General features: G+C 20.0%; 16 protein-coding genes. 8 read left to right on the top strand and 8 right to left on the bottom strand.

The features are described from left to right. Positions 1–43: 43 nt before the first annotated feature. The 7 genes from dnaE to rpsB form a co-directional block, all read right to left on the bottom strand. Positions 44–3,538 (bottom strand): DNA polymerase III subunit alpha, encoded by a 3,495-nt coding sequence (gene dnaE, locus AB4W57_RS00910; RefSeq protein ID WP_367677689.1) that lies wholly within the window; start codon positions 3,536–3,538, stop codon positions 44–46. Positions 3,539–3,598: 60 nt separating this feature from the next. Continuing rightward, positions 3,599–4,042 carry a 3-hydroxyacyl-ACP dehydratase FabZ gene (gene fabZ, locus AB4W57_RS00905; RefSeq protein WP_367677688.1) on the bottom strand — a complete coding sequence of 148 codons (444 nt, stop codon included), beginning with the start codon at positions 4,040–4,042 and terminating at the stop codon, positions 3,599–3,601. A gap of 123 nt (positions 4,043–4,165) precedes the next feature. Next, entirely contained in the window at positions 4,166–6,706 is a 2,541-nt protein-coding gene (gene bamA, locus AB4W57_RS00900) for an outer membrane protein assembly factor BamA (RefSeq protein WP_367677687.1), read from the bottom strand. Positions 6,707–7,449: 743 nt separating this feature from the next. Beyond that, on the bottom strand, positions 7,450–8,007 hold the full coding sequence (gene frr, locus AB4W57_RS00895; RefSeq protein ID WP_367677686.1) for a ribosome recycling factor: 558 nt from the start codon (positions 8,005–8,007) through the stop codon (positions 7,450–7,452). A 101-nt stretch (positions 8,008–8,108) separates the two neighbouring features. Then, complete coding sequence (gene pyrH, locus AB4W57_RS00890; protein WP_367677685.1) at positions 8,109–8,837, bottom strand: UMP kinase; 729 nt, start codon at positions 8,835–8,837, stop codon at positions 8,109–8,111. Positions 8,838–8,935: 98 nt separating this feature from the next. Then, positions 8,936–9,733 (bottom strand): translation elongation factor Ts, encoded by a 798-nt coding sequence (gene tsf / locus AB4W57_RS00885; protein WP_367677684.1) that lies wholly within the window; start codon positions 9,731–9,733, stop codon positions 8,936–8,938. Between the two features lie 100 nt (positions 9,734–9,833). Then, positions 9,834–10,553: a 30S ribosomal protein S2 gene (rpsB, locus tag AB4W57_RS00880; protein WP_367677683.1), complete on the bottom strand. Its 720-nt coding sequence runs from the start codon at positions 10,551–10,553 to the stop codon at positions 9,834–9,836. Between the two features lie 246 nt (positions 10,554–10,799). Between rpsB and map the strand changes: the two genes are divergently transcribed. Both map and dapD read left to right on the top strand, forming a co-directional pair. Beyond that, positions 10,800–11,573, top strand: coding sequence for a type I methionyl aminopeptidase (gene map / locus AB4W57_RS00875; protein ID WP_367677717.1), 774 nt, complete (start codon positions 10,800–10,802; stop codon positions 11,571–11,573). A gap of 56 nt (positions 11,574–11,629) precedes the next feature. Next, complete coding sequence (gene dapD / locus AB4W57_RS00870; RefSeq protein WP_367677716.1) at positions 11,630–12,445, top strand: 2,3,4,5-tetrahydropyridine-2,6-dicarboxylate N-succinyltransferase; 816 nt, start codon at positions 11,630–11,632, stop codon at positions 12,443–12,445. A 93-nt stretch (positions 12,446–12,538) separates the two neighbouring features. Here dapD and AB4W57_RS00865 read toward each other — a convergent pair whose 3' ends face one another. Continuing rightward, on the bottom strand, positions 12,539–14,056 hold the full coding sequence (locus tag AB4W57_RS00865; protein WP_367677682.1) for a trypsin-like peptidase domain-containing protein: 1,518 nt from the start codon (positions 14,054–14,056) through the stop codon (positions 12,539–12,541). Between the two features lie 576 nt (positions 14,057–14,632). Here AB4W57_RS00865 and ilvB point away from each other — a divergent pair. From ilvB to erpA, 6 genes are all read left to right on the top strand, one after another. Further along, positions 14,633–16,357 (top strand): biosynthetic-type acetolactate synthase large subunit, encoded by a 1,725-nt coding sequence (ilvB, locus tag AB4W57_RS00860; protein WP_367677681.1) that lies wholly within the window; start codon positions 14,633–14,635, stop codon positions 16,355–16,357. Between the two features lie 3 nt (positions 16,358–16,360). Beyond that, complete coding sequence (ilvN, locus tag AB4W57_RS00855) at positions 16,361–16,591, top strand: acetolactate synthase small subunit (RefSeq protein ID WP_367677680.1); 231 nt, start codon at positions 16,361–16,363, stop codon at positions 16,589–16,591. Positions 16,592–16,796: 205 nt separating this feature from the next. After that, complete coding sequence (gene rsmH, locus AB4W57_RS00850) at positions 16,797–17,729, top strand: 16S rRNA (cytosine(1402)-N(4))-methyltransferase RsmH (RefSeq protein WP_367677679.1); 933 nt, start codon at positions 16,797–16,799, stop codon at positions 17,727–17,729. A gap of 181 nt (positions 17,730–17,910) precedes the next feature. Then, entirely contained in the window at positions 17,911–19,152 is a 1,242-nt protein-coding gene (gene ftsA / locus AB4W57_RS00845; RefSeq protein WP_367677678.1) for a cell division protein FtsA, read from the top strand. A gap of 66 nt (positions 19,153–19,218) precedes the next feature. Then, positions 19,219–20,367, top strand: a complete 1,149-nt coding sequence (ftsZ, locus tag AB4W57_RS00840; RefSeq protein WP_367677677.1) for a cell division protein FtsZ — start codon at positions 19,219–19,221, stop codon at positions 20,365–20,367. A 157-nt stretch (positions 20,368–20,524) separates the two neighbouring features. Further along, complete coding sequence (erpA, locus tag AB4W57_RS00835) at positions 20,525–20,869, top strand: iron-sulfur cluster insertion protein ErpA (protein WP_367677676.1); 345 nt, start codon at positions 20,525–20,527, stop codon at positions 20,867–20,869. Positions 20,870–21,021 lie beyond the last annotated feature (152 nt).

Here is a 21,021-nt window from a genome sequence, read left to right as displayed (position 1 = left end):
TTTAAAAAAATTTATTTAAAATATTTAATTAAATAAAATATTTTTAACGATAAAATTTATAAATTTTAATTAAATTTGGTAAAGATTTTAAAAAATATAATAAATTATCTTTCGGGTATATATAAATTTTTTTTAAAAAAATACTTTTTTGTTCTAAATTTTTATTAGATGAAATTAAAATATATAAAGCAGTTTTTCCACCAATAAAATTATATAAAAAATTTTTTATTTTTTGAATTAAAATTGTAGAGAAATTAAAATTTTTTATTAGAACTTTTATTTTTAATAATTTTTTTTGTCTAATTTGATATACTGTTTGAATTTTATTTGCAATAATATAAGAAGTTTTTCTAAAATTATTTTTTTTTATATAACCATTTATAATTAAAATATTATCTTTTTTTAAGAGAGTAATTGATTTTAGTAATACTTTTTCAAAAATTACTATATCTAATTTAGATGTATTATCATCTAAATTTAATATCATCATTTTTTTTTTATTTTTTGTTAATAATTTTTTTATATTTAATATAACTCCAGATATATAAATATTTTTTTTATCTGGAAAATTTAAAACAGAACTTAATAAAGAAACTTTTTTATATTTTTTAATTTCTGTATAATAATAATTATATGGATGATGAGAAAAATAAAATCCTAAAACAGATTTTTCATAATCTAATTCAATTTTTTCAGACCAATTTAAATCTATTGGAAAATTATTATCATATTTTAGTTTTTCATATAAAATATCTTGATTCAAAAAATCTACTTGTTTAGATAATAATATACTAGTATATTGAATAGAAGATCGCACGATATGAGAAATAGATTTATATAAAAATAATCTATTTTGATTAAAACAATCACAAGAACCAGATAATATTAATTTTTCTAAAACTTTTTTAGTAATAATTTTTGGACCTACTCGAATACATAAATCATATATATTTTTAAATAAACCATGTTTTTTTCTTTCAATTATTATTTTATTAATAACATGATCTCCGATTCCTTTAATAACTCCTAAACCAAAAATTATTTTTTGATCTTGATCTACAAAAAAATTTTTTTTACTTAAATTAATATTTAAACCAAAAACTTTAACATCCATTCTTTTTGCTTCATCTATTAAAATCATAATTTTATTAGCGTAACGCATATCCATAGTCATAACAGATGCAAGAAATTCAGATGGATAATGTGATTTTAACCAAATTGTTTGATAAGATATCAAAGCATATGCGACAGAATGAGATTTATTAAATCCATATCCAGCAAATTTTTCTAATAAATTAAAAATTTTCTTGGCAAGAACTTTATTTATATTATTTTTTTTAGCTCCTTTCAGAAACTTTAAGCGATGATTAGACATATATTTAGAATTTTTTTTACTAATTGCTCTTCTTAATAAATCAGCTTCACCTAAAGTATAACTAGATAATATTTGAGCAATTTTCATAACTTGTTCTTGATATAAAATAATTCCATAAGTAGACTTTAAAATTGGTTTTAATAATTTATGTTGCCACTTTTTATCAGGATAATAAATTTTTTCTCGTCCATGTTTTCTGTTAATAAAATTATCTACCATTCCTGATTGTAATGGGCCTGGTCGAAATAAAGCTACCAACGCAACAATTTCATCAAATGAATCAGGTTTTAATCGAAAAATTAAATCTCTAATACCATAAGACTCTAATTGGAAAATAGCAACAGTATGGACATTTTTTAATAACTGAAAACTTTTTTTATCATCTAAAGGAATATTATATATAGATATTTTTTTTTGATTTTTTTTAACATAATTTTTATTAATCATCTCAATAGTAGATTTAATAATTGTTAAAGTTTTTAAACCTAAAAAATCAAATTTTACTAAACCGATATCTTCAATATCATTTTTATCAAATTGTGTTACTGAATTTCTTTTTTCTAAATTATCATAGTATAAAGGAGAAAAATTAGTAATTTTAGTAGGAGCAATAACTACTCCTCCAGCATGTTTACCTACATTTCGTATAACTCCTTCTAACTTTTTAGCAGAATTAATTAAATCTTTAACATCATGATCATATTTATATAAAGAATTTAAATCACTTGAATGTAACACTGCTTGTTTTAAAGTAATTCCTGGGTCTAATGGAATAAGTTTTGAAAGTCTATTTAAAAATCCATAAGGATACCCTAAAGAACGACCTACATCACGTATAACAGCTTTAGCAGTCATAGTTCCAAATGTAATAATTTGAGAAACTAAATCTTTTCCATATACATTAGAAACATGATCTATAACTAAATCACGATTATGCATACAAAAATCTACATCAAAATCAGGCATAGATATTCTTTCTGGATTTAAAAATCTTTCAAATAATAAATCAAATTTAATTGGATCAATATCAGTAATACTTAAAACATAAGCAACTAAAGAACCAGCACCTGATCCTCTTCCAGGACCTACTGGTATATTTTTTTTTTTAGCCCAAGCAATAAATTCCATAACTACTAAAAAATATCCTGGAAAACGCATTTTATTAATAACTTTTAATTCATGTATTAATCGTTTTCGATATAATCTTTTAATTAAAATATTTTTTTTATAATTATTAGAATATATTTCTTTTAATTTTTTTTCTAATCCTAAAAAAGATTTTTTAATTAAAAAATCTTTTGCACTCATTTTCCCTGTAGAAAATTTAGGTAAAAAATATTTCTTAAATTCTATAATTACATTACATCTTTTAGAAATTTCTACAGAATTAATAAGAGCTTCAGGAATATCTAAAAATAATTTTTGCATTTGAGATTCAGATTTAAAAAATTGATTTTCTGTATATTTAAAAAATTTTTTTTTAGCTTCATTTAAAGAAATTCCATGATGAATAGAAACTCGAATAATATGAGAAATAAAATCTTTTTTTTTCATAAATCTAACATTATTTGTTGCAACAATTGGAATATTTCTCAATATAGATAATTTTAAAATTTTTTCTATATATTTTTCTTCTTCTATACGTCCTATTCTAGAAATTTCCAAATAATAATAATTTTCAAAATATTTTTGATAAAAATCTAATGATTGATTTAACAAATATTCTTTATTGTTTAATAAAAATAATCCAATTTCACCATCTATACCACCAGACAAAATAATTAAACCTTCTTTATACTGTATTAACCAATCTTTTTTAATATAAATATCTTTTAAAATAATGTAATTTCTTTTATAAGCTTTTGAAATTAATAATTTTAAATTTTCATAACCAATATTATTACATGCAAAAATAGTTATTTCATTTATACTTTGATCATCAGATAAAATATTAAAATCTACTCCAATAATTGGTTTAATCCCATTTTTATGAGCATATTTATAAAATTTTATTACTCCATAAAAATTAGTAAAATCAGTAATTCCAACAGCGGGCATATTAAATAAAATAGAATTATCAACTATCAACTCTGGTTTAGATAAACCATCTATAATAGAATAATCACTATGTATACGTAAATGAATAAAAGACGGATTAAACATAAATTTAGAATTAATTCCTTTAAATTATATAATATAATAATATTAACTAATATTTTTATTTTAAAAATCACTTTTAATATAAAGAGTAAAAATTGCTTCACAAACTAGTAAATTTTTTACAAACGCATATCCCTTAAACTTAATAAAATTATTAAAATTATTAAGAAAAAATATTTTAATATAAATTGTTTCATTTGGAAAAACATTTTTTTTAAATTTAGCAGATTTAATAAATGTTACATAATATATTTTTTTTTTAGATAAAACATTAAAATTACTTTTTCCAATTAAAATTCCAGCAGATTGCATCATCGCTTCTAATATATATACTCCTGGAAAAACAGGATAATTAGGAAAGTGACCAGAAAAAAATTTATTAGAATTCAATGTAATTTTAGATTTTAAATAAAATTTTTTTTTAAAACTAATGACTTTATCAATAAACAAAAAAGGATATCGATGTGGAATAAATTCTAAAAAATGAATTTCTTTAAGAGAGCACATGTATTATTAAACCAAAAATTTAAATAATTTATATGAAAATAAAATTCATCTTATAATAACTAAATAGTAAAAAATAAGATGAATATTGATTTTTTATATTACAATTTCAAATAAATATGAAAACTAAGATCCAAAACGAACTTGAAAATTTTCTAAATCTTCATCATGATATTTTCCTATAGGAAAAGCATAAGATACAGATATTAAACCAAAAGGAGATTTCCACTTTAAAGAACAACCATATGATGCATAAATACTTGTAGGATTAAAATAAATAAAATTTTTATTAATATCATCATTTGTTAATAAAAAATTATTTTTCCATATATTACCAAAATCTATAAAAAAAGATATTCTACAATCTTTAGAATATTTATTTTCAATAATTGGAATATAAGAAATTAATTCTATACTATTAATAGATATTAAATTTCCTCCTACTGAATGACTTAGAAAATTATTTTTTTTATATATCGATGATAAATTATTTTTATCTAAATCCGAACTACTAATATTTTCATTAAATATACTATCTTCTTTTAAAATTTTTGGACCAATTCTACCGCTAATATAACCTCTAATAGAATCATTATTATTATTATAAAAATTAGCAAAATCACTAAATAATAAGTTATCTTTTTGAAATACTTCACATCCAAAATAAGAATGAATAAATAATGTTAAAAAATTATTTTTTTTTATAATTGGAAAATATTGTTTACTATTAAATATTAATTGCAAATAACTTTTTTCATATATAGGAAAAAATGATTTAATAGAAAAATTAATTTCATTACCTATATTCGGAAAATACGGATCATTTAATTTATTAAAATAAATAGAATTATAAATATAAAAATCTTTTTTAATATGTAAAATATTATTTAAATTAATTATTTTAAACATATTTTGATTTAAATCAATATGAGAATAAATAATATTATTATTAAATATACTTTTAGATTCATTATATTCATATCCAATAGATGTATTTAAAATAAATTTTGAAAAAAGTGGTATTCCTAAAACTTGTTCAAAACCATAATTTAAAATTTTATTTTTAAAATTTAATTTATAAACTTTAATAAAATTAACTAAATTACTATAAAACACTTCTGATTTTGTATCCGGAAATTTTTTATAATTATATAGATTTTGTATGGAATGAGATTCATCAATATTAGCAAAAAATTTTTCCATTAAAAAAAATTTATTAATAGTAAAATATGGATTTTGATAAAATATTTCCATATTACTCTTATTAAAAGATTTATTTAAATTAATAGAAAGCGAATTACCCATACCAAAAATATGATTTTTTTTAAATTGAAAATTATAATTTATCTGATGTAAAGTATTATATCCAAAACCAAAATTAAAAGTGTTTGATTTTTTTTCACGAACAAAATATATTAAATCTAAAAAAGATGACTTTGTTAAAGATACTGGATGAATTGAAAAAGAAATTTGATCAAAAAAATTTGTTTCTTGTAAAATTTGTAAATCTTTTTTAATTAAATCTATATTAACAATACTATTTTTTTTTTGATATTTCACTATGTTCATTAAATCTTGTTCTTTAATACCTTGATTACCTTGAATCCGAATACTATTTAATTTACAAGAATTACCTTTATTAATATTGATATTAAATGCTACTGTTTTATTTATTTTATTTACAGTAGGAATGATAGAAATATTGGCATAAAAATATCCATGTCTTAAAAGTAAATCTTGAATTTTTTTTTGCAAAATAAAAAAATTATCAATATTGTATAATTCATTAATTTTTATATATGATGCAATATCAGAATTTTTAATAATATATGGTTTTTTTTCATGAATTAAAATAGAAGAAACAAAATAACGACTTCCTTCATGAAGTTTCAATATAATATCGACATTATGTTTTTTATTAAAATACTTAAACTCAGTATTAATTATATGAAAATTCAAATATCCTAAGCTGTTGTATAAATGATATAATTTTTCTAATCCTTGTTGAAAATTTTCATAACTAAAATTATTAGAATATTTTTTTTGAAATAAAATTGATTTTTTATAAAAAGAAAATAAGTTTAAAAGATAATCTGTATTAAAATTTTTATTATTTAGAAATATCAATTTATTTATATAAGTAGCTCCTTCATCTACTATACATATTTTTAAATTTTGAGTATTTTTTTCTTTATCTAAAACTTTAAAACTCACGAAAACATGATTTCTTAAAATTTGAGAATAATATTTTAATATTTCTTGTTTTAATATTGATAATTTTTTTTTATCGAAAAATTTTTGTTTAAATATTTTAGACGTATTTAATAAATTTTTTATAACATCAACATTGATTTTATTATTACTTTCAATAGAAATTTTAGATAATATAGGAAATTCTTTTATTGTAAATATTATTTTTTTATTTAATTGAGAATAATTTACACTTTGAAACTTATGACTTGATAATAAATTTTGAACACTATTTTGTATATCATTATCAGAAATAAATTCATTTTTATGAAAAGTGATATAACTTAAAGCTACTTTTTGAGATACTCGTTCTAATCCTATAAATGAAATTTCTGTAAATAATATTTTATTATTTGCATATCCAGTATTTATACTAAAAATTAATAAAAATAATAAAAAGAATTTTTTTATTTTCATATTATTATAAATTTTCTTAATAGAAAACCTCTCGATGAATAAATTTATTTATAACTAACTCAATTAATACATATTCATAATTGTTAAATAATTAATTATTTAAATAAAAATTTTTTAAAAACATAAATATTTTTATAAATACTTTTATTATATGCATATATTTATTTTTAAAATACATTCAATGTATTTGATATTTAAATAAATTTATATATTTTATATATTTAAATTTTATATGATGTACATAAAAAAATAATTAATATATTTAAATAGAAATAAAAAGACAAATTTTAAATTATATAGAAAATTTTTATTTTAATAAAACACTTTATTAAAAAAATGTATTTAAATAAAATATATTTAAAAAATTTATACAAAATTATATTATATAAACAAATAAAACTAAAATAGTTTTAATTACTTATTATTTGAAAGACATATAATAAATCATTTATCTAATTTTTATTTTTAGAATAAAATTTAAAAATATAATTTTAACATATGTCATATGCTCTTTTTATTGTCTATAAAAATATATTAATCATATATTCTTTGTAATAATAACTATAAAAAAATAATATTTATATTCATATTTTTAATATAAAATAATTTATTAATATTTAAAAATTTTATTAACATACATTTTTTATAATATAAATTATGTATTTATAAGACTTACTTTCTATAAATTTATTTTTATAGAATGTTTTATTTAAAAATTTAGAAATATAAATTAAAGTTATATTTTAAAAATTATTTAGTTCTTTTTCTTTTTTTATCGTTAAATTATTAATTTCTTTAATATAAAAATTTGTTAATAATTGAATTTCATTTTGTATTTTTTTTTCTTCATTTTGACTAATATCTTTATTTTTAACAAAATTTTTTACTAAATCATTAGATTCTTTACGAACTATTCTAATAGATACTTTACTAATTTCAGATTTTTTATGTAAAATTTTAATTAATTCTTTTCTTCTATCTTCGGTTAATGGCGGTATTGGTACTCGAATTACATGTCCTACAGAAACTGGATTTAATCCTAAATTAGAATTTATAATAGCTTTTTCAACTTTTTTATTTATTTTATGATCAAAAGTATTAATTCGTAAAGTACGAGCATCTTCTACAATGATATTAGAAATATTACCTAAAATTGTTTTTTTGCCATAATATTCAACATATAAATTTTTTAATAAATCAGGAGAAGCTCTATCAGTTCTTAAAGTATTTATAATATGAATAAAATTTTTAATGCAATTTTCCATTTTTTCTTTAGTTTGATTTTTAAGATCACTTATCATAATTTAACTCTATTTTAATGTATTTAAAAATATTTTATGTAAAAAATTAATTTTAATTCATATTTAATATGTTTATATTTTCATTTAAAAATATTTTATAATTAATTTATTAAGGTACCTTCATTAAAACCTTTGATAATTCTAAACAAAGCGTTTAATTTATTAATATTAAAAACTCGAATAGGTAATTTATAATCTCTAGCTAAAGTAAAAGCTGATAAATCCATTACTTTAAATTCTTTTTCTAACACTTTTTTATATGTTAATTGAGAATATAAAACAGCATTAATATTTTTTTTTGGATCAGATGTATATACTCCATCTACATTTGTACCTTTTAATACGATATCAGCTTGAATTTCAATAGCTCTTAAACATGCAGCTGAATCTGTTGTAAAAAAAGGGTTTCCAATGCCAGCAGAAAATATTACAACAGTTTTTTGCGATAATAAATCTATAGCTTTGTTCCAATCATAAATTTCACAAATTCCATTTAATGGAATAGAAGACATTAATACAGTTTTAATATTCATTTGACTAATAAAATTATTTAATGCTAATCCATTTATCACAGTTGAAAGCATACCAATATGATCTGCAACTACTCTATTCATACCACAATTTTGTAATTTATTTCCTCTAAATAAATTTCCAGCACCTATTACAATAGCTAATTCTACATTTAAATCTGTAATCTTTTTAATTTCTTTAGATAAAAAAAGTAAAGAATGTGCATCAATACTAGAATTACTATTTACACCAGTTAAAGATTCTCCGCTTAATTTTAAAACTACTCGAGAATATTTAAGAAAATTATTACATTTCACCATAATAAAAACCTATCAAGACAATATTTATTAAAAAATTTAAATAAAATTTTTTGTGTAATGAATATAAAAAAATTTAAGGTAATTAAAAATTTTATAATTTATATAATTTTTTCACCAACCTCAAAACGAATAAAATTTTTTAATAAAATCTTATGTTCTAATAAATATTGTTCAACAGTTTTTTTTGGATCTAATGCAAAAGGTTGTTTGACTAAAGTAATTTCACTAAAAAATTTTTTCATTCTTCCAGAAACTATTTTTTCTGCTATAAAATTAGATTTTCCTGTTTGTAAAGACATATCTAACTGAATATTTTTTTCTTTTGTAAGAACTTCATTCGGAATACTTTCAGGATTTAAATATAAAGGTTTGCTAGCTGCAATATGCATTGCAATATATTTCATTATAGAACAATTTTCAGAATTACTTTGCACTAAAACACCTATTCTAAAATGATGTAAATAATTGTGAATAAAATTACCAATTAAAATAGAATATTTAGAAATTTGAATATTTTCACCTAGTATAGAAATTAAATTCATTTTATCAGAATCAAATTTTCTTTGTATTTGATTTAAATCATTTATTTTTTTTTGTAAAGCATATTCTATAATTTTATTTCCAAAATCAATAAAATTTTTATCTTTAGATACAAAATCTGTTTCACAATTTATCTCTAAAATTACTCCTATATTTTTTTTAATTTTAGTAAATATAGATCCTTGTAAAGTTTTTCTAGATGTTTTGTTTAATGCTTTAGATTTTCCTTTTTTTCTTAAATAATCAATAGCTACATCAATATTGCCTTGTGTTTTTAATAAAGCTTTTTTACAATCTAAAATACCAGATCCAGTTATGATTCTTAATTTTTTTACTAAATTCGATGAAATTTTCATAAAACCTTCTTTAATATATTATTAATAAAATAAATTTTTAAACACTGTAAAAAATTTAAATAAAAATTTTATAAATCTTTTTAAATATATATTTAAAATATTAATTTGTTTTAAAAACATCATCATATGTAAATTCTTTTTTTTTAATATTTTCTTGAATTGTTAAAACTACTTGTTCTAAATAAAAATTTACAGATCGAATAGCATCATCATTGCCTGGAATAATAAAATTCACTCCATCAGGATTAGAATTTGTATCTACAACAGAAAATACAGGAATATTTAAATGATTTGCTTCTTTTATAGCAATACTTTCATAATTAGCATCTATAATAAACAAACAATCTGGAATACCACCCATATTTTTTATTCCTCCTAAACTATTTTCTAATTTACATAATTTACGAGTTCTCAGCAAAACTTCTTTTTTAGTAAGTTTATCAAATGTTCCATCTTGAGATTGATTTTCTAAATTTTTTAAATTTTGTATAGATTGTCGTACAGTATTCCAATTAGTTAACATGCCACCAAGCCAACGATGATTAACATAATATTGTTTACATAAAATAGCAGATTTTTTGATTAAATCACGAGCAGATTTTTTTGTACCCACAAAAAGAATTTTTCCATTTCGTAAATGAATTTTTTTTAACTCTAATAACGCATTTTGAAACATTGGTAATGTTTTTTCTAAATTAATAATATGTATTTTATTTTGTGAACCAAATATAAAAGGCTTCATTTTAGGATTCCAATAACGTGTTTGATGTCCAAAATGAACACCTGCTTGTAACATTTTTTTCATAGAGATTTGTATCATATATCACCTATATATTTATAAAAAAACTTTTTAGTAAAAATTAAAACACAAATATTATTTATATTATATATATTTATATTATTTATATATATACCTTAATAAAAATATATATAAAATATTATTTTTAAAGAGAACAAAAAATAAATATATATTATAATATACATTTATTAAGTATAAAAAATATAAAATATATTTTTATAAATATTTAATATTAATAAGAATTAATATCAAAAAATATAGGATTTTATAGTGATTATCATTAAAAATAAATTTGATATAGAAAAAATGAGAATAGTAGGAAAAATTACTGCTAAAGTATTAAATATGATACAAAAATATATAACTCCTGGAATTAGTACAGGAGAGCTTGATGATATTTGTAAAGATTATATTTATAATAAAAAAAAAGTTATTTCAGCGTGTTTAGGATATCAAGGATATCCAAAATATACTTGTATTTCTAGAAATAATGTAGTCTGTCATGGAATCCCTAGTTATAAAGAGAAATTAAAAAACGGAGATATTTTGAATATTGATATTTCTATAATTAAAGATGGATATTTTGGAGATTCTTCTAAAATGTTTATTGTAGGTCAATGTTCTAATCTTGCAAAAAAATTATGTTATATTACACAAAAAAGTTTATATGAAGCTATAAAAATTGTAAAACCAAATCTACCTTTAAGAAATATAGGAAAGAAAATTCAAAAAATAGCAGAAAAAAATAATTTTTCTGTTGTACGCGAATACTGCGGACATGGAATTGGAAAAAATTTTCATGAAGAACCTTATGTTTTACATTATGACGATCATCGTAATAAAATATTACTGAAAGAAGGTATGATATTTACAATTGAACCTATGATTAACTCTGGAAAAAGATATATATATTGCGAAAAAGATAAATGGACTGTAAAAACAAAAGATAATAGTTTATCTGCTCAATATGAGCATACAATATTAGTTACACAAACTGGATATGAGGTATTAACTTTACGAAAAAATGAAAAAATTATTTAAAAAAATAAATTTAAACTAAATATATTTATAAAAAAACTGAGAAAAATGTGAATAATATAAAAAAAATAATTAATTCAGCGTATAAAAAAAAAGAAAATCTACAAACTATTGTGAATGATAAAAAAATTTTAAATGCAGTAAAAACTGTTATAGACATGCTTAATAATGGAAAAATTCGTGTATCAGAAAAAATTAATAAAAAATGGATTACTCAAGAATGGATAAAAAAATCTATATTACTATTTTTATATTTAAAAAAAAATAAAATATTTAATGCAAATTTTACTTCTTATTATGATAAAGTCTCTTTAAAATACGAAAATTATACAAAAAAGAAATTTGAAAAAGATAAAATTCGTATAGTTCCTTCCACAATTGTTAGATATGGATCATTCATTGAAAAAAATACTATTTTAATGCCTTGTTTTGTAAATATAGGCGCTTATATCGGTAGTCAAAGTATGATTGATACTTGGGCAACAATAGGATCTTGTGCTCAAATAGGGAAAAATGTTCATATTTCTGGTGGAGTTGGAATTGGTGGAGTTCTTGAACCTTTACAAAATAATCCTACAATTATTGAAGATAATTGTTTTATAGGTGCAAGATCTGAAATAGTTGAAGGAGTTATTATAGAAAAAGGATCTGTGATATCTATGGGTGTTTTTATTGGTAAAAGTACTAAAATATATGATCGTACTAACGGAAAAATATATTATGGAAGAGTTCCTAAAAAATCAGTTGTAGTATCAGGAAGTCTACCTTCTGAAGATAAAAAATATAGTTTATATAGCGCTATTATAGTTAAAAAAGTAGATTCTAAAACTTTAAATAAAACAGAAATTAATCATTTATTAAGAAATAAAAAATAATTATTCTTAAAATTTTCAATATTATAAAAATATTGAAACCGCCCGATAAATTATATAAAAATTCTGGGCGGTGTAAAAAAAATTATAATCATTTTAAAAAATAATATAAAAAATTTTATCTGTTTGTCGAAAAATTTCTAAAATAATAATATTTTGATAAATAGATAAAGCTTTTTTAAAAGACTCCATACTATCAACTTTTACATGATTTACTGAAATAATGATATCATCCTTGCATAATCCAGATCTTTTAGCAAAACTATGTTTATTTATATTTTTTATAATAATTCCATTTATATTAGGAGTAAAAAAATTATTTGTATAATAATCTATAAAACTTTTTAATTTTGTTTGATTTTTTTTTAAATCATATACTTTTACTAAAACACCGTCTAATTTATAATGAAATTTTGCTGCATGTTGTACAAGTGATGGATAATATTTTAATTTTATTTTTTTAGTAATATATTGATTATTTCTTATAATTTTTAAATAAATAACATCATTTTCTACAAAATCTTTTAAAATATACCTTAAAGTAAACATACTATGAAATTTTTTCTTATTTACTGAAATAATTATATCTCCAGGAAATAAACCACTTTTTTGCGCAGCAGAATTTTCTTGAACAGAATTTATTAATATTCCATGATGAACAGAAAGATTTAATTCATCTATTATATAATCATTTAACTGTGTAGCTAAAATTCCTAATTCTCCTTGATGATATTCTCCATTTTTTTTAATTTGTTTTACAAATCTTAAAATAGTATTTGTAGGTATAGAAAAACCAATACCAATATTACCAGAATTATCAGAATCAGATAAAACAGAAGTATTTATACCAATTAATTCACCTTTAGTGTTTACTAATGGTCCACCAGAATTTCCATGATTAATTGCTGCATCAGTTTGAATAAAATCATCATATAAATTCAATGCTTCATTATGTCTTCGTAAAGCAGACACTACTCCAAAACTAACAGAATTTTTTAAATTATATGGACTACCTATTGCAATAGCATAATCTCCAATATGCACAGTTTTAAAATCCGCTATATTTATAGATTTTAAATTATCTGCATCACATAATTGAAGTAAAGCTAAATCCATATTTCTACTTTTTCCTACTAATTTTGCATTATATATTTTTCCATTAGTTAAATAAACATCTATTTTAAAAGCTTCATGAATAACATGATAATTAGTTATAACATAAGCGTTTTTAGAATCAATAATAACTCCTGAACCTAATTTATGACTATTTATATGGCTAAAAGTATATTTTTTATATATTTTTAATAATTTATTTTTATTAAAAAAATTTTTATATTTAAAATTATTTTGGTTTAAATTTAAAGAATTATCTATTTTGTTTTCTTCTGAAGCATTATAAAAATATCTACCATGAAAATCATGATAACTAGTAATCACACGTACTATAGAAGGCATAATATTTCTTAACATCGGCGCTAAATTAAGATTTGTATTTGAAACAAAATCATTTGTAGTATTAGTTTGATTTTCACATAAAGCTAATTGTGAAAAAAATAATGTGATAAAGACAAAAAATAATATTATTATTCTTTTTAAAAAAAAATTTATATTCATATTACTCTCGAGAATCAAATTACAATTTAATTATTAAAAAACTATAAATAATATATAAATTAATTAGATTAAAATAAAAATAATACTTAAAATTAAAATAAATATTTTAATAAAAAATATAATTATTAATATTAATTAATTAGATAAAATATTTATATATAATTACTATAAAAATTTTTATATAAAATTATTTATTAATAAATAATTTTATTAATTAATTTAAATATATAATATCTTTATAAAGATTATTAAAATAACATTAAAAAATTTATATTTATTTATTATATAATATTTTTTTTTTCATTCTTCTGTTATTATATTTAATATTTATTTATTAATTTTTAAATTAAAAAATAATATCAAATTTAATTACTTATAAAATAATATTATTTATATTAATAATCATTAATAATTCTATATAAAACGATTTTATTATAAAAATCATAAATTCATTAAAAAACTATAAAATTTTTACTTAAATTATTTATTATTTATTAATAATAAATATATTTTTATAATAAAAATAATTTAGTTTTTCTTAAAATTTTTAAAAAAATAAAATATTAGAGAATATATATGAAAATTTTTTCAGGTGCAGAAATTCTTGTAAGATCATTAATTGATCAAGGAGTAAAGCATATTTTTGGATATCCTGGAGGCGCAGTTTTAGAAATATATGACGCTTTAAAAAATGTCAAAAAAATACAACATATCTTAGTACGTCATGAACAAGCTGCAACTCATATGGCAGATGGTTATACACGAGCTACAGGAAAAATAGGAGTAGTGTTAGTGACTTCTGGTCCAGGAGCAACTAATGCAATCACTGGAATTGCTACAGCATATATGGATTCTATTCCTATGATTGTTATTTCGGGACAAGTAGATTTAAAATTAATTGGATATGATGCTTTTCAAGAATGCGACATGATAGGAATTTCTAGACCTATAGTAAAGCATAGTTTTTTAGTAAAAAAAACTCAAAATATTGCTCACACAATAAAACAATCTTTTCAAATTGCATTAAACGGAAGACCTGGACCTGTTGTTATAGATTTACCTAAAAATATTTTATCTTCAGAAAAAAAAATTCCTTATATTCATGCAAAAAAAATTTATATCAAATCTTATAAAAATTATAATAAAATTAAAAAAAAATTAATTCAAAAATCTATAAAAAAAATTATACAAGCAAAAAAACCAATAGTATATATTGGAGGTGGAGTTATAAATTCTAATTGCTCAAAACAATTAAAATATTTTATAGAAAAATTAAATCTTCCAGTCACTAATTCACTTATGGCGTTGGGAGGATTTCCTGGGACGCATTCTCAAAATTTAGGAATGTTAGGAATGCACGGAACATACGCTGCAAATATGAGTATGCATTATTCTGATATTATTTTAGCATTAGGAGTTAGATTCGATGATAGAACTACAAATAATGTAAAAAAATATTGTCCTTTTGCAAAGATAATACATGTAGATATAGATCCTACATCTATTTCTAAAACAATAAAAGCAGATATTGAAATTATTGGAGATATTAAAAAAGTTTTAAAAAAATTTATAAAATATTTAAAAAAAAAAGAATATCCAAAATCTAATAAAAAAATTTTATTATGGTGGAAAAAAATTTTTTTCTGGAAAAAAATTAATAATTTAGAATATAAAAATAGCACAACAAAAATTAAACCACAATATGTAATACAAACAATATTAAAGTTAACTAAAGGAAAATTTTATATTACTTCAGATGTTGGACAACATCAAATGTTTACTGCTTTATATTATTTATTTGATAAACCTAGAAGATGGATTAATTCTGGAGGCTTAGGTACTATGGGGTTCGGATTTCCAGCTGCATTAGGCGTCAAATTAGCTCTTCCTAAAAAAAATGTCATTTGTATTACAGGAGATGGAAGTATTCAAATGAATATTCAAGAACTATCTACCGCAATGCAATATCAAATTCCTATTATAATATTTAATTTAAATAACAGTGCTTTAGGCATGGTTAAGCAATGGCAAGATATTATATATAATGGTAGACATTCACATTCATATATGAAATCTTTACCAAATTTTGTAAAACTTGCTCAATCTTATGGACATATCGGTATATCTATTTCTAATCCTCAGACTTTAAAAAAAAAAATAAAACAAGCATTAAACTACCTTTCTCAAAATAAACTTGTATTTGTAGATATTAAAATTGATTCTACTGAACATATCTATCCTATGCAAATTAAAGGAGGAGGAATGAACGATATGCAATTAAAAAAAATAAGGAAAACATAAATTATGAAACAAACTTTATCTATAATTACAGAAAATGAATCATATATTTTATCTAGAATTATAAGTTTATTTGCACAAAGAGGATATCATATTGAAAATATGCAAATGAAACCAATTTCAAATAAAAAATTATTTTCTATAATTATTACTACTAAAGGAGATAAAAAATTTATTAAACAAATTTATAAGCAATTATATAAACTAATTAATGTTTTAAAAGTAAAAAAAATTTAAAATAATATATTCATATATATAAAAAATTAAAAAAATTATAACAATTAACAATTTTTTTAAAATTTAAATTTTAAAAATATGTAAAATTGTATAAATTTATTATTTATAAAAAATTTTTATATCAAATATTTATATTTTATATAAAAATAAAAAATCTATTATAAAATATTCTTATAATCTTATTAATTTTCGGTAAATAATATAAATGCATGTTCCTGTATTATTAAAACAATCAATTAAATCTTTAAAAATAATTAAAAATGGAATTTATATTGATGCAACATTTGGATCGGGAGGTCATAGTCGATCTATTTTAAAAAAACTTAATTGTCATGGAAAATTATATGCTATTGATAAAGATCCACAATCTATAAAGATCGCTCATAAAATTAAAGATAAAAGATTTACTTTTATTCAAGGTTCATTTTCAAATATAAAAAAATTTTGTAAAAAACATAACATTATAAAAAAAGTCAATGGAATTTTATTAGATTTAGGAATTTCTTCTGTACAATTAGATGATCCAAACAGAGGATTTTCTTTTAAAAAAGATGGACCTTTAGATATGAGAATAAACCAAAAAAAAGGTATTTCTGCTGCACAATGGTTAATTAAATCTAAAAAAAAAAAAATAGAAAATATATTAAAAAAATATGGAGAAGAAAGATATTATAAAAAGATTGCATACAATATTTATAAACAAAATAATATTCAACCAATACTACGAACATCTGATTTATATAATTTAATATTAAAATCTACTCCATATCAAAAAAAAAATCCTGCTAGAAGAAGTTTTCAAGCTATCAGAATTTATCTAAACAAAGAATTAAAAGAATTAAAAAAAGTATTATTAGAAACAATAAAAGTTTTGTCACCAGGAGGTATATTATCTGTAATTAGTTTTCATTCATTAGAAGATAAAATTATAAAAAAATTTATGTTTAAAAATAGTCGTAAAATACCTAATATACCAAAAAATATACCATTAACATATCAAGAATTAAAAAAAATGCATAAAAAAAAATATAAATTTAAAATATTTAAAAAAATTTTTCCTACAAAAAAAGAAATACTACACAATTCAAGATCTAGAAGTGCTATTTTAAGAAGTGCAAAACTAATTCATAATTCTTAAAAATATTCTTATAACATTTTTAAAAAAATAAATATTAAAAATATTTTAATTAAATTAATAAAAAATTTATAAAATTATATTCAAAAAATATAAAATTAAGTAATTTAATTTATATGAAATACAAAAATATATAATAAAATTTACATGATTTAAATAAATAAAAATATATTACGAGTTAAAAATGATAAAATTAACTAATAAAAAATTAATTGTAGGTCTAGAAATTGGAACTACAAAAGTTACTGTTTTAATAGGAGAAAAAATTAAAAATGGAGAAATTAAATTTCTAGGTATAGGTAATTGTCCTTCTCAAGGTATTGATAAAGGAAATATTCATGATCTAGAATCAATGGTACAATGTATAAAAAAATCGGTCCATCAAGCAGAAAAAATGTCAAATCGAAAAATTAATTCTATTAATTTATCTTTTTCAAATAAATATATTCAATATAAAAATGAAATTGGTATGGTATCAATTAATACAGGAGAAGTAAATAAAGAAGATATAAAAAATGTAATTAATACAGCAAAATCTGTTAGAATTAATGATAAATGTCATATTTTACATGTAATTCCTCAAGAATATATTATTGATGAACAAAAAGGAATAAAAAATCCTTTAGGTTTATCTGGAATTCGTATGCAAGCTAAAGTACATTTAATAACATCTTATTATAACATAGAAAAAAATATTATTAAGGCTGTTAAAAAATGTAATCTACATGTAAATAAAGTAATATTTTCAGGTTTAGCTTCTAGTCAAGCAATTTTAACAGAAGAAGAAAAACAACTAGGTGTATGTATGCTTGATATTGGTGGAGGAACTATAGATCTTTTAATTTATATTGATGGATCGCTACAACATAGTCAAGTCATACCATATGCTGGTAATATTATTACAAAAGATATTTCTTATGCTTTTTCAATTTCCATGTCTGATGCAGAGTATTTAAAAATAAAATATGGATGTGCATCAAGTTTTCTTCAAGAAAATTTAAAAAAAATTGAAATAAAAAAATCTACAAATAATAAATCACAAACTTTTAATCAAGAAAAACTCATTGAAGTAATTGAATTAAGATGTTTAGAATTATTAGAAATAATTAATAAAAAAATTTTAAAATTACAAAAACAATTTAAAAAAAATAATTCTAAATATCATTTTAACGGAGGAATCGTAATTACAGGAGGAGTGTCTAAAACTAAATTTTTTATTGACTGTGCAGAAAGAGTTTTTCAAATGAAAGTTAGAATCGGTTCCGTAAAAAACATCACTGGGTTACAATATGATATTAATCAGCCTGAATATTCTACAGTAATTGGTTTATTAAATTTTTACAATAAAAAATATACTTTAGAAAATAATTTTATATATAGAGAAAAAAATTGGTTTAATATCATAAAAAATTTTTTTAAATTTTAGAATATTTAAATAATCTTAATAAAATATTAATATTTTTAATTCAAAATAATATAATAGGAAATTAACATGTTTGAACAAGTAGAAGCAAGTAATGATGCAGTTATTAAAGTAATTGGAGTTGGCGGAGGAGGAGGAAACGCTGTTGAACATATGGTAAAAGAAAACATTGAAGGAGTAGAATTTTTTGCTATTAATACTGATGCGCAAGCTTTAAGAAAAATAGAAGTAAGTCAAATTATACAAATCGGAATTAATGTAACAAAAGGTCTAGGAGCAGGAGCAAATCCTGAGATTGGAAAAACTGCAGCTGAAGAAGATAAAGAGATCTTAAAAAAAGCTTTAGAAGGAGCTGATATGATATTTATAGCAGCTGGAATGGGAGGAGGAACAGGAACAGGAGCTGCTCCAGTAATCGCAGAAGTAGCAAAATCATTAGGTATATTAACTGTTGCAGTAGTAACAAAACCATTTCATTTTGAAGGTAAGAAAAGAACATTATGCGCGGATCAAGGAATTTTAGAACTATCTAAATATGTTGATTCTTTAATTATTATTCCAAATGATAAATTATTAAAAGTTTTGAACAGAGGAATTTCTTTATTAGACGCATTTAGTGCAGCTAATAATATTTTAAAAGGTGCAGTTCAAGGTATAGCAGAATTAATTACTAGACCTGGGTTAATGAATGTTGATTTTGCTGATGTACGTACAGTAATGTCTGAAATGGGTTATTCTATGATGGGAACTGGAATTTCTTCTGGAGAAAATAGATCAGAAGAAGCGGCAGAAATTGCTATTTCTAGTCCTCTTTTAGAAGATGTTGATTTATCAGGAGCAAAAGGCGTGTTAGTAAATATTACTGCAGGTATGAATCTTAGATTAGACGAATTTGAAATAGTTGGAAATACTATACGTGCATTTTCTTCTGATAATGCAACAGTAGTTATTGGAACTTCATTAGATCCGGATATGAACGATGAATTAAGAGTAACTGTTGTAGCTACAGGTATTGGTTTAGAAAAACAACTAGAAACCGTTAATAAAAATAATAATACTCCTATAACAGATAAAATAAATGACTACCGATATAAAAGATTAAATCCTTTGAATTTTTCTTATAAAAATACAGAAAAAATAAAAAATAAAAATATTCAAAAAATAATTGATAAAAAGAATTCATATTTAGATATTCCTACTTTTTTAAGAAAAAAATAATTATTTAAAAAAAAATCTAAAAATATTAAATATTAAGTAAAAATTTAATAAAAATACATTTATATTCATATAAATATAAACTATTTAAAAATTTTTTTTAGTTTGAAACACTTTAATTTTAAAAAAATAAATTTTATTTAAAAAAGATATTATATTAATGAAAAAAAATTTTAACAACACACTTAAATTCACTAAATCTGCGATTTTACAAATTAAAAATTTAATTAAGAAAAAATATAATCAAGATATCAAATTTAGAATATACGTTACAGGAGGCGGATGTAGCGGTTTTCAATATGGATTTAAATTTGATAAAAAAAGTAATAAAAAAGATTATATAATTTATCAATCAAAAATTTTTATTGTTATTGATCCAATTAGCTTACAATATTTAATCGGAGGGAAAATAGATTATATTGAAAATTTAAACGGATCAAAATTTATTGTTACTAATCCTAACTCAAAAACTACATGTAGTTGCGGAACATCTTTTAGTATATAAAATTATATAATAAATTTATTAAATATATAAAAAAATTATATTAAAATGATAATAATTTTAAAAAAAAATAAATAAAAAATTTTTTAAAACACAAAGTTTAAATAAAAAATTATATAAATTTATAAAATATTATTACATATAATACAATATAT

The organism is Buchnera aphidicola (Chaitophorus populicola) (genome assembly GCF_964058995.1).
Classification (GTDB): domain Bacteria; phylum Pseudomonadota; class Gammaproteobacteria; order Enterobacterales; family Enterobacteriaceae; genus Buchnera_J; species Buchnera_J aphidicola_BO.
This window is presented reverse-complemented; position numbering and strand designations above follow the sequence as displayed.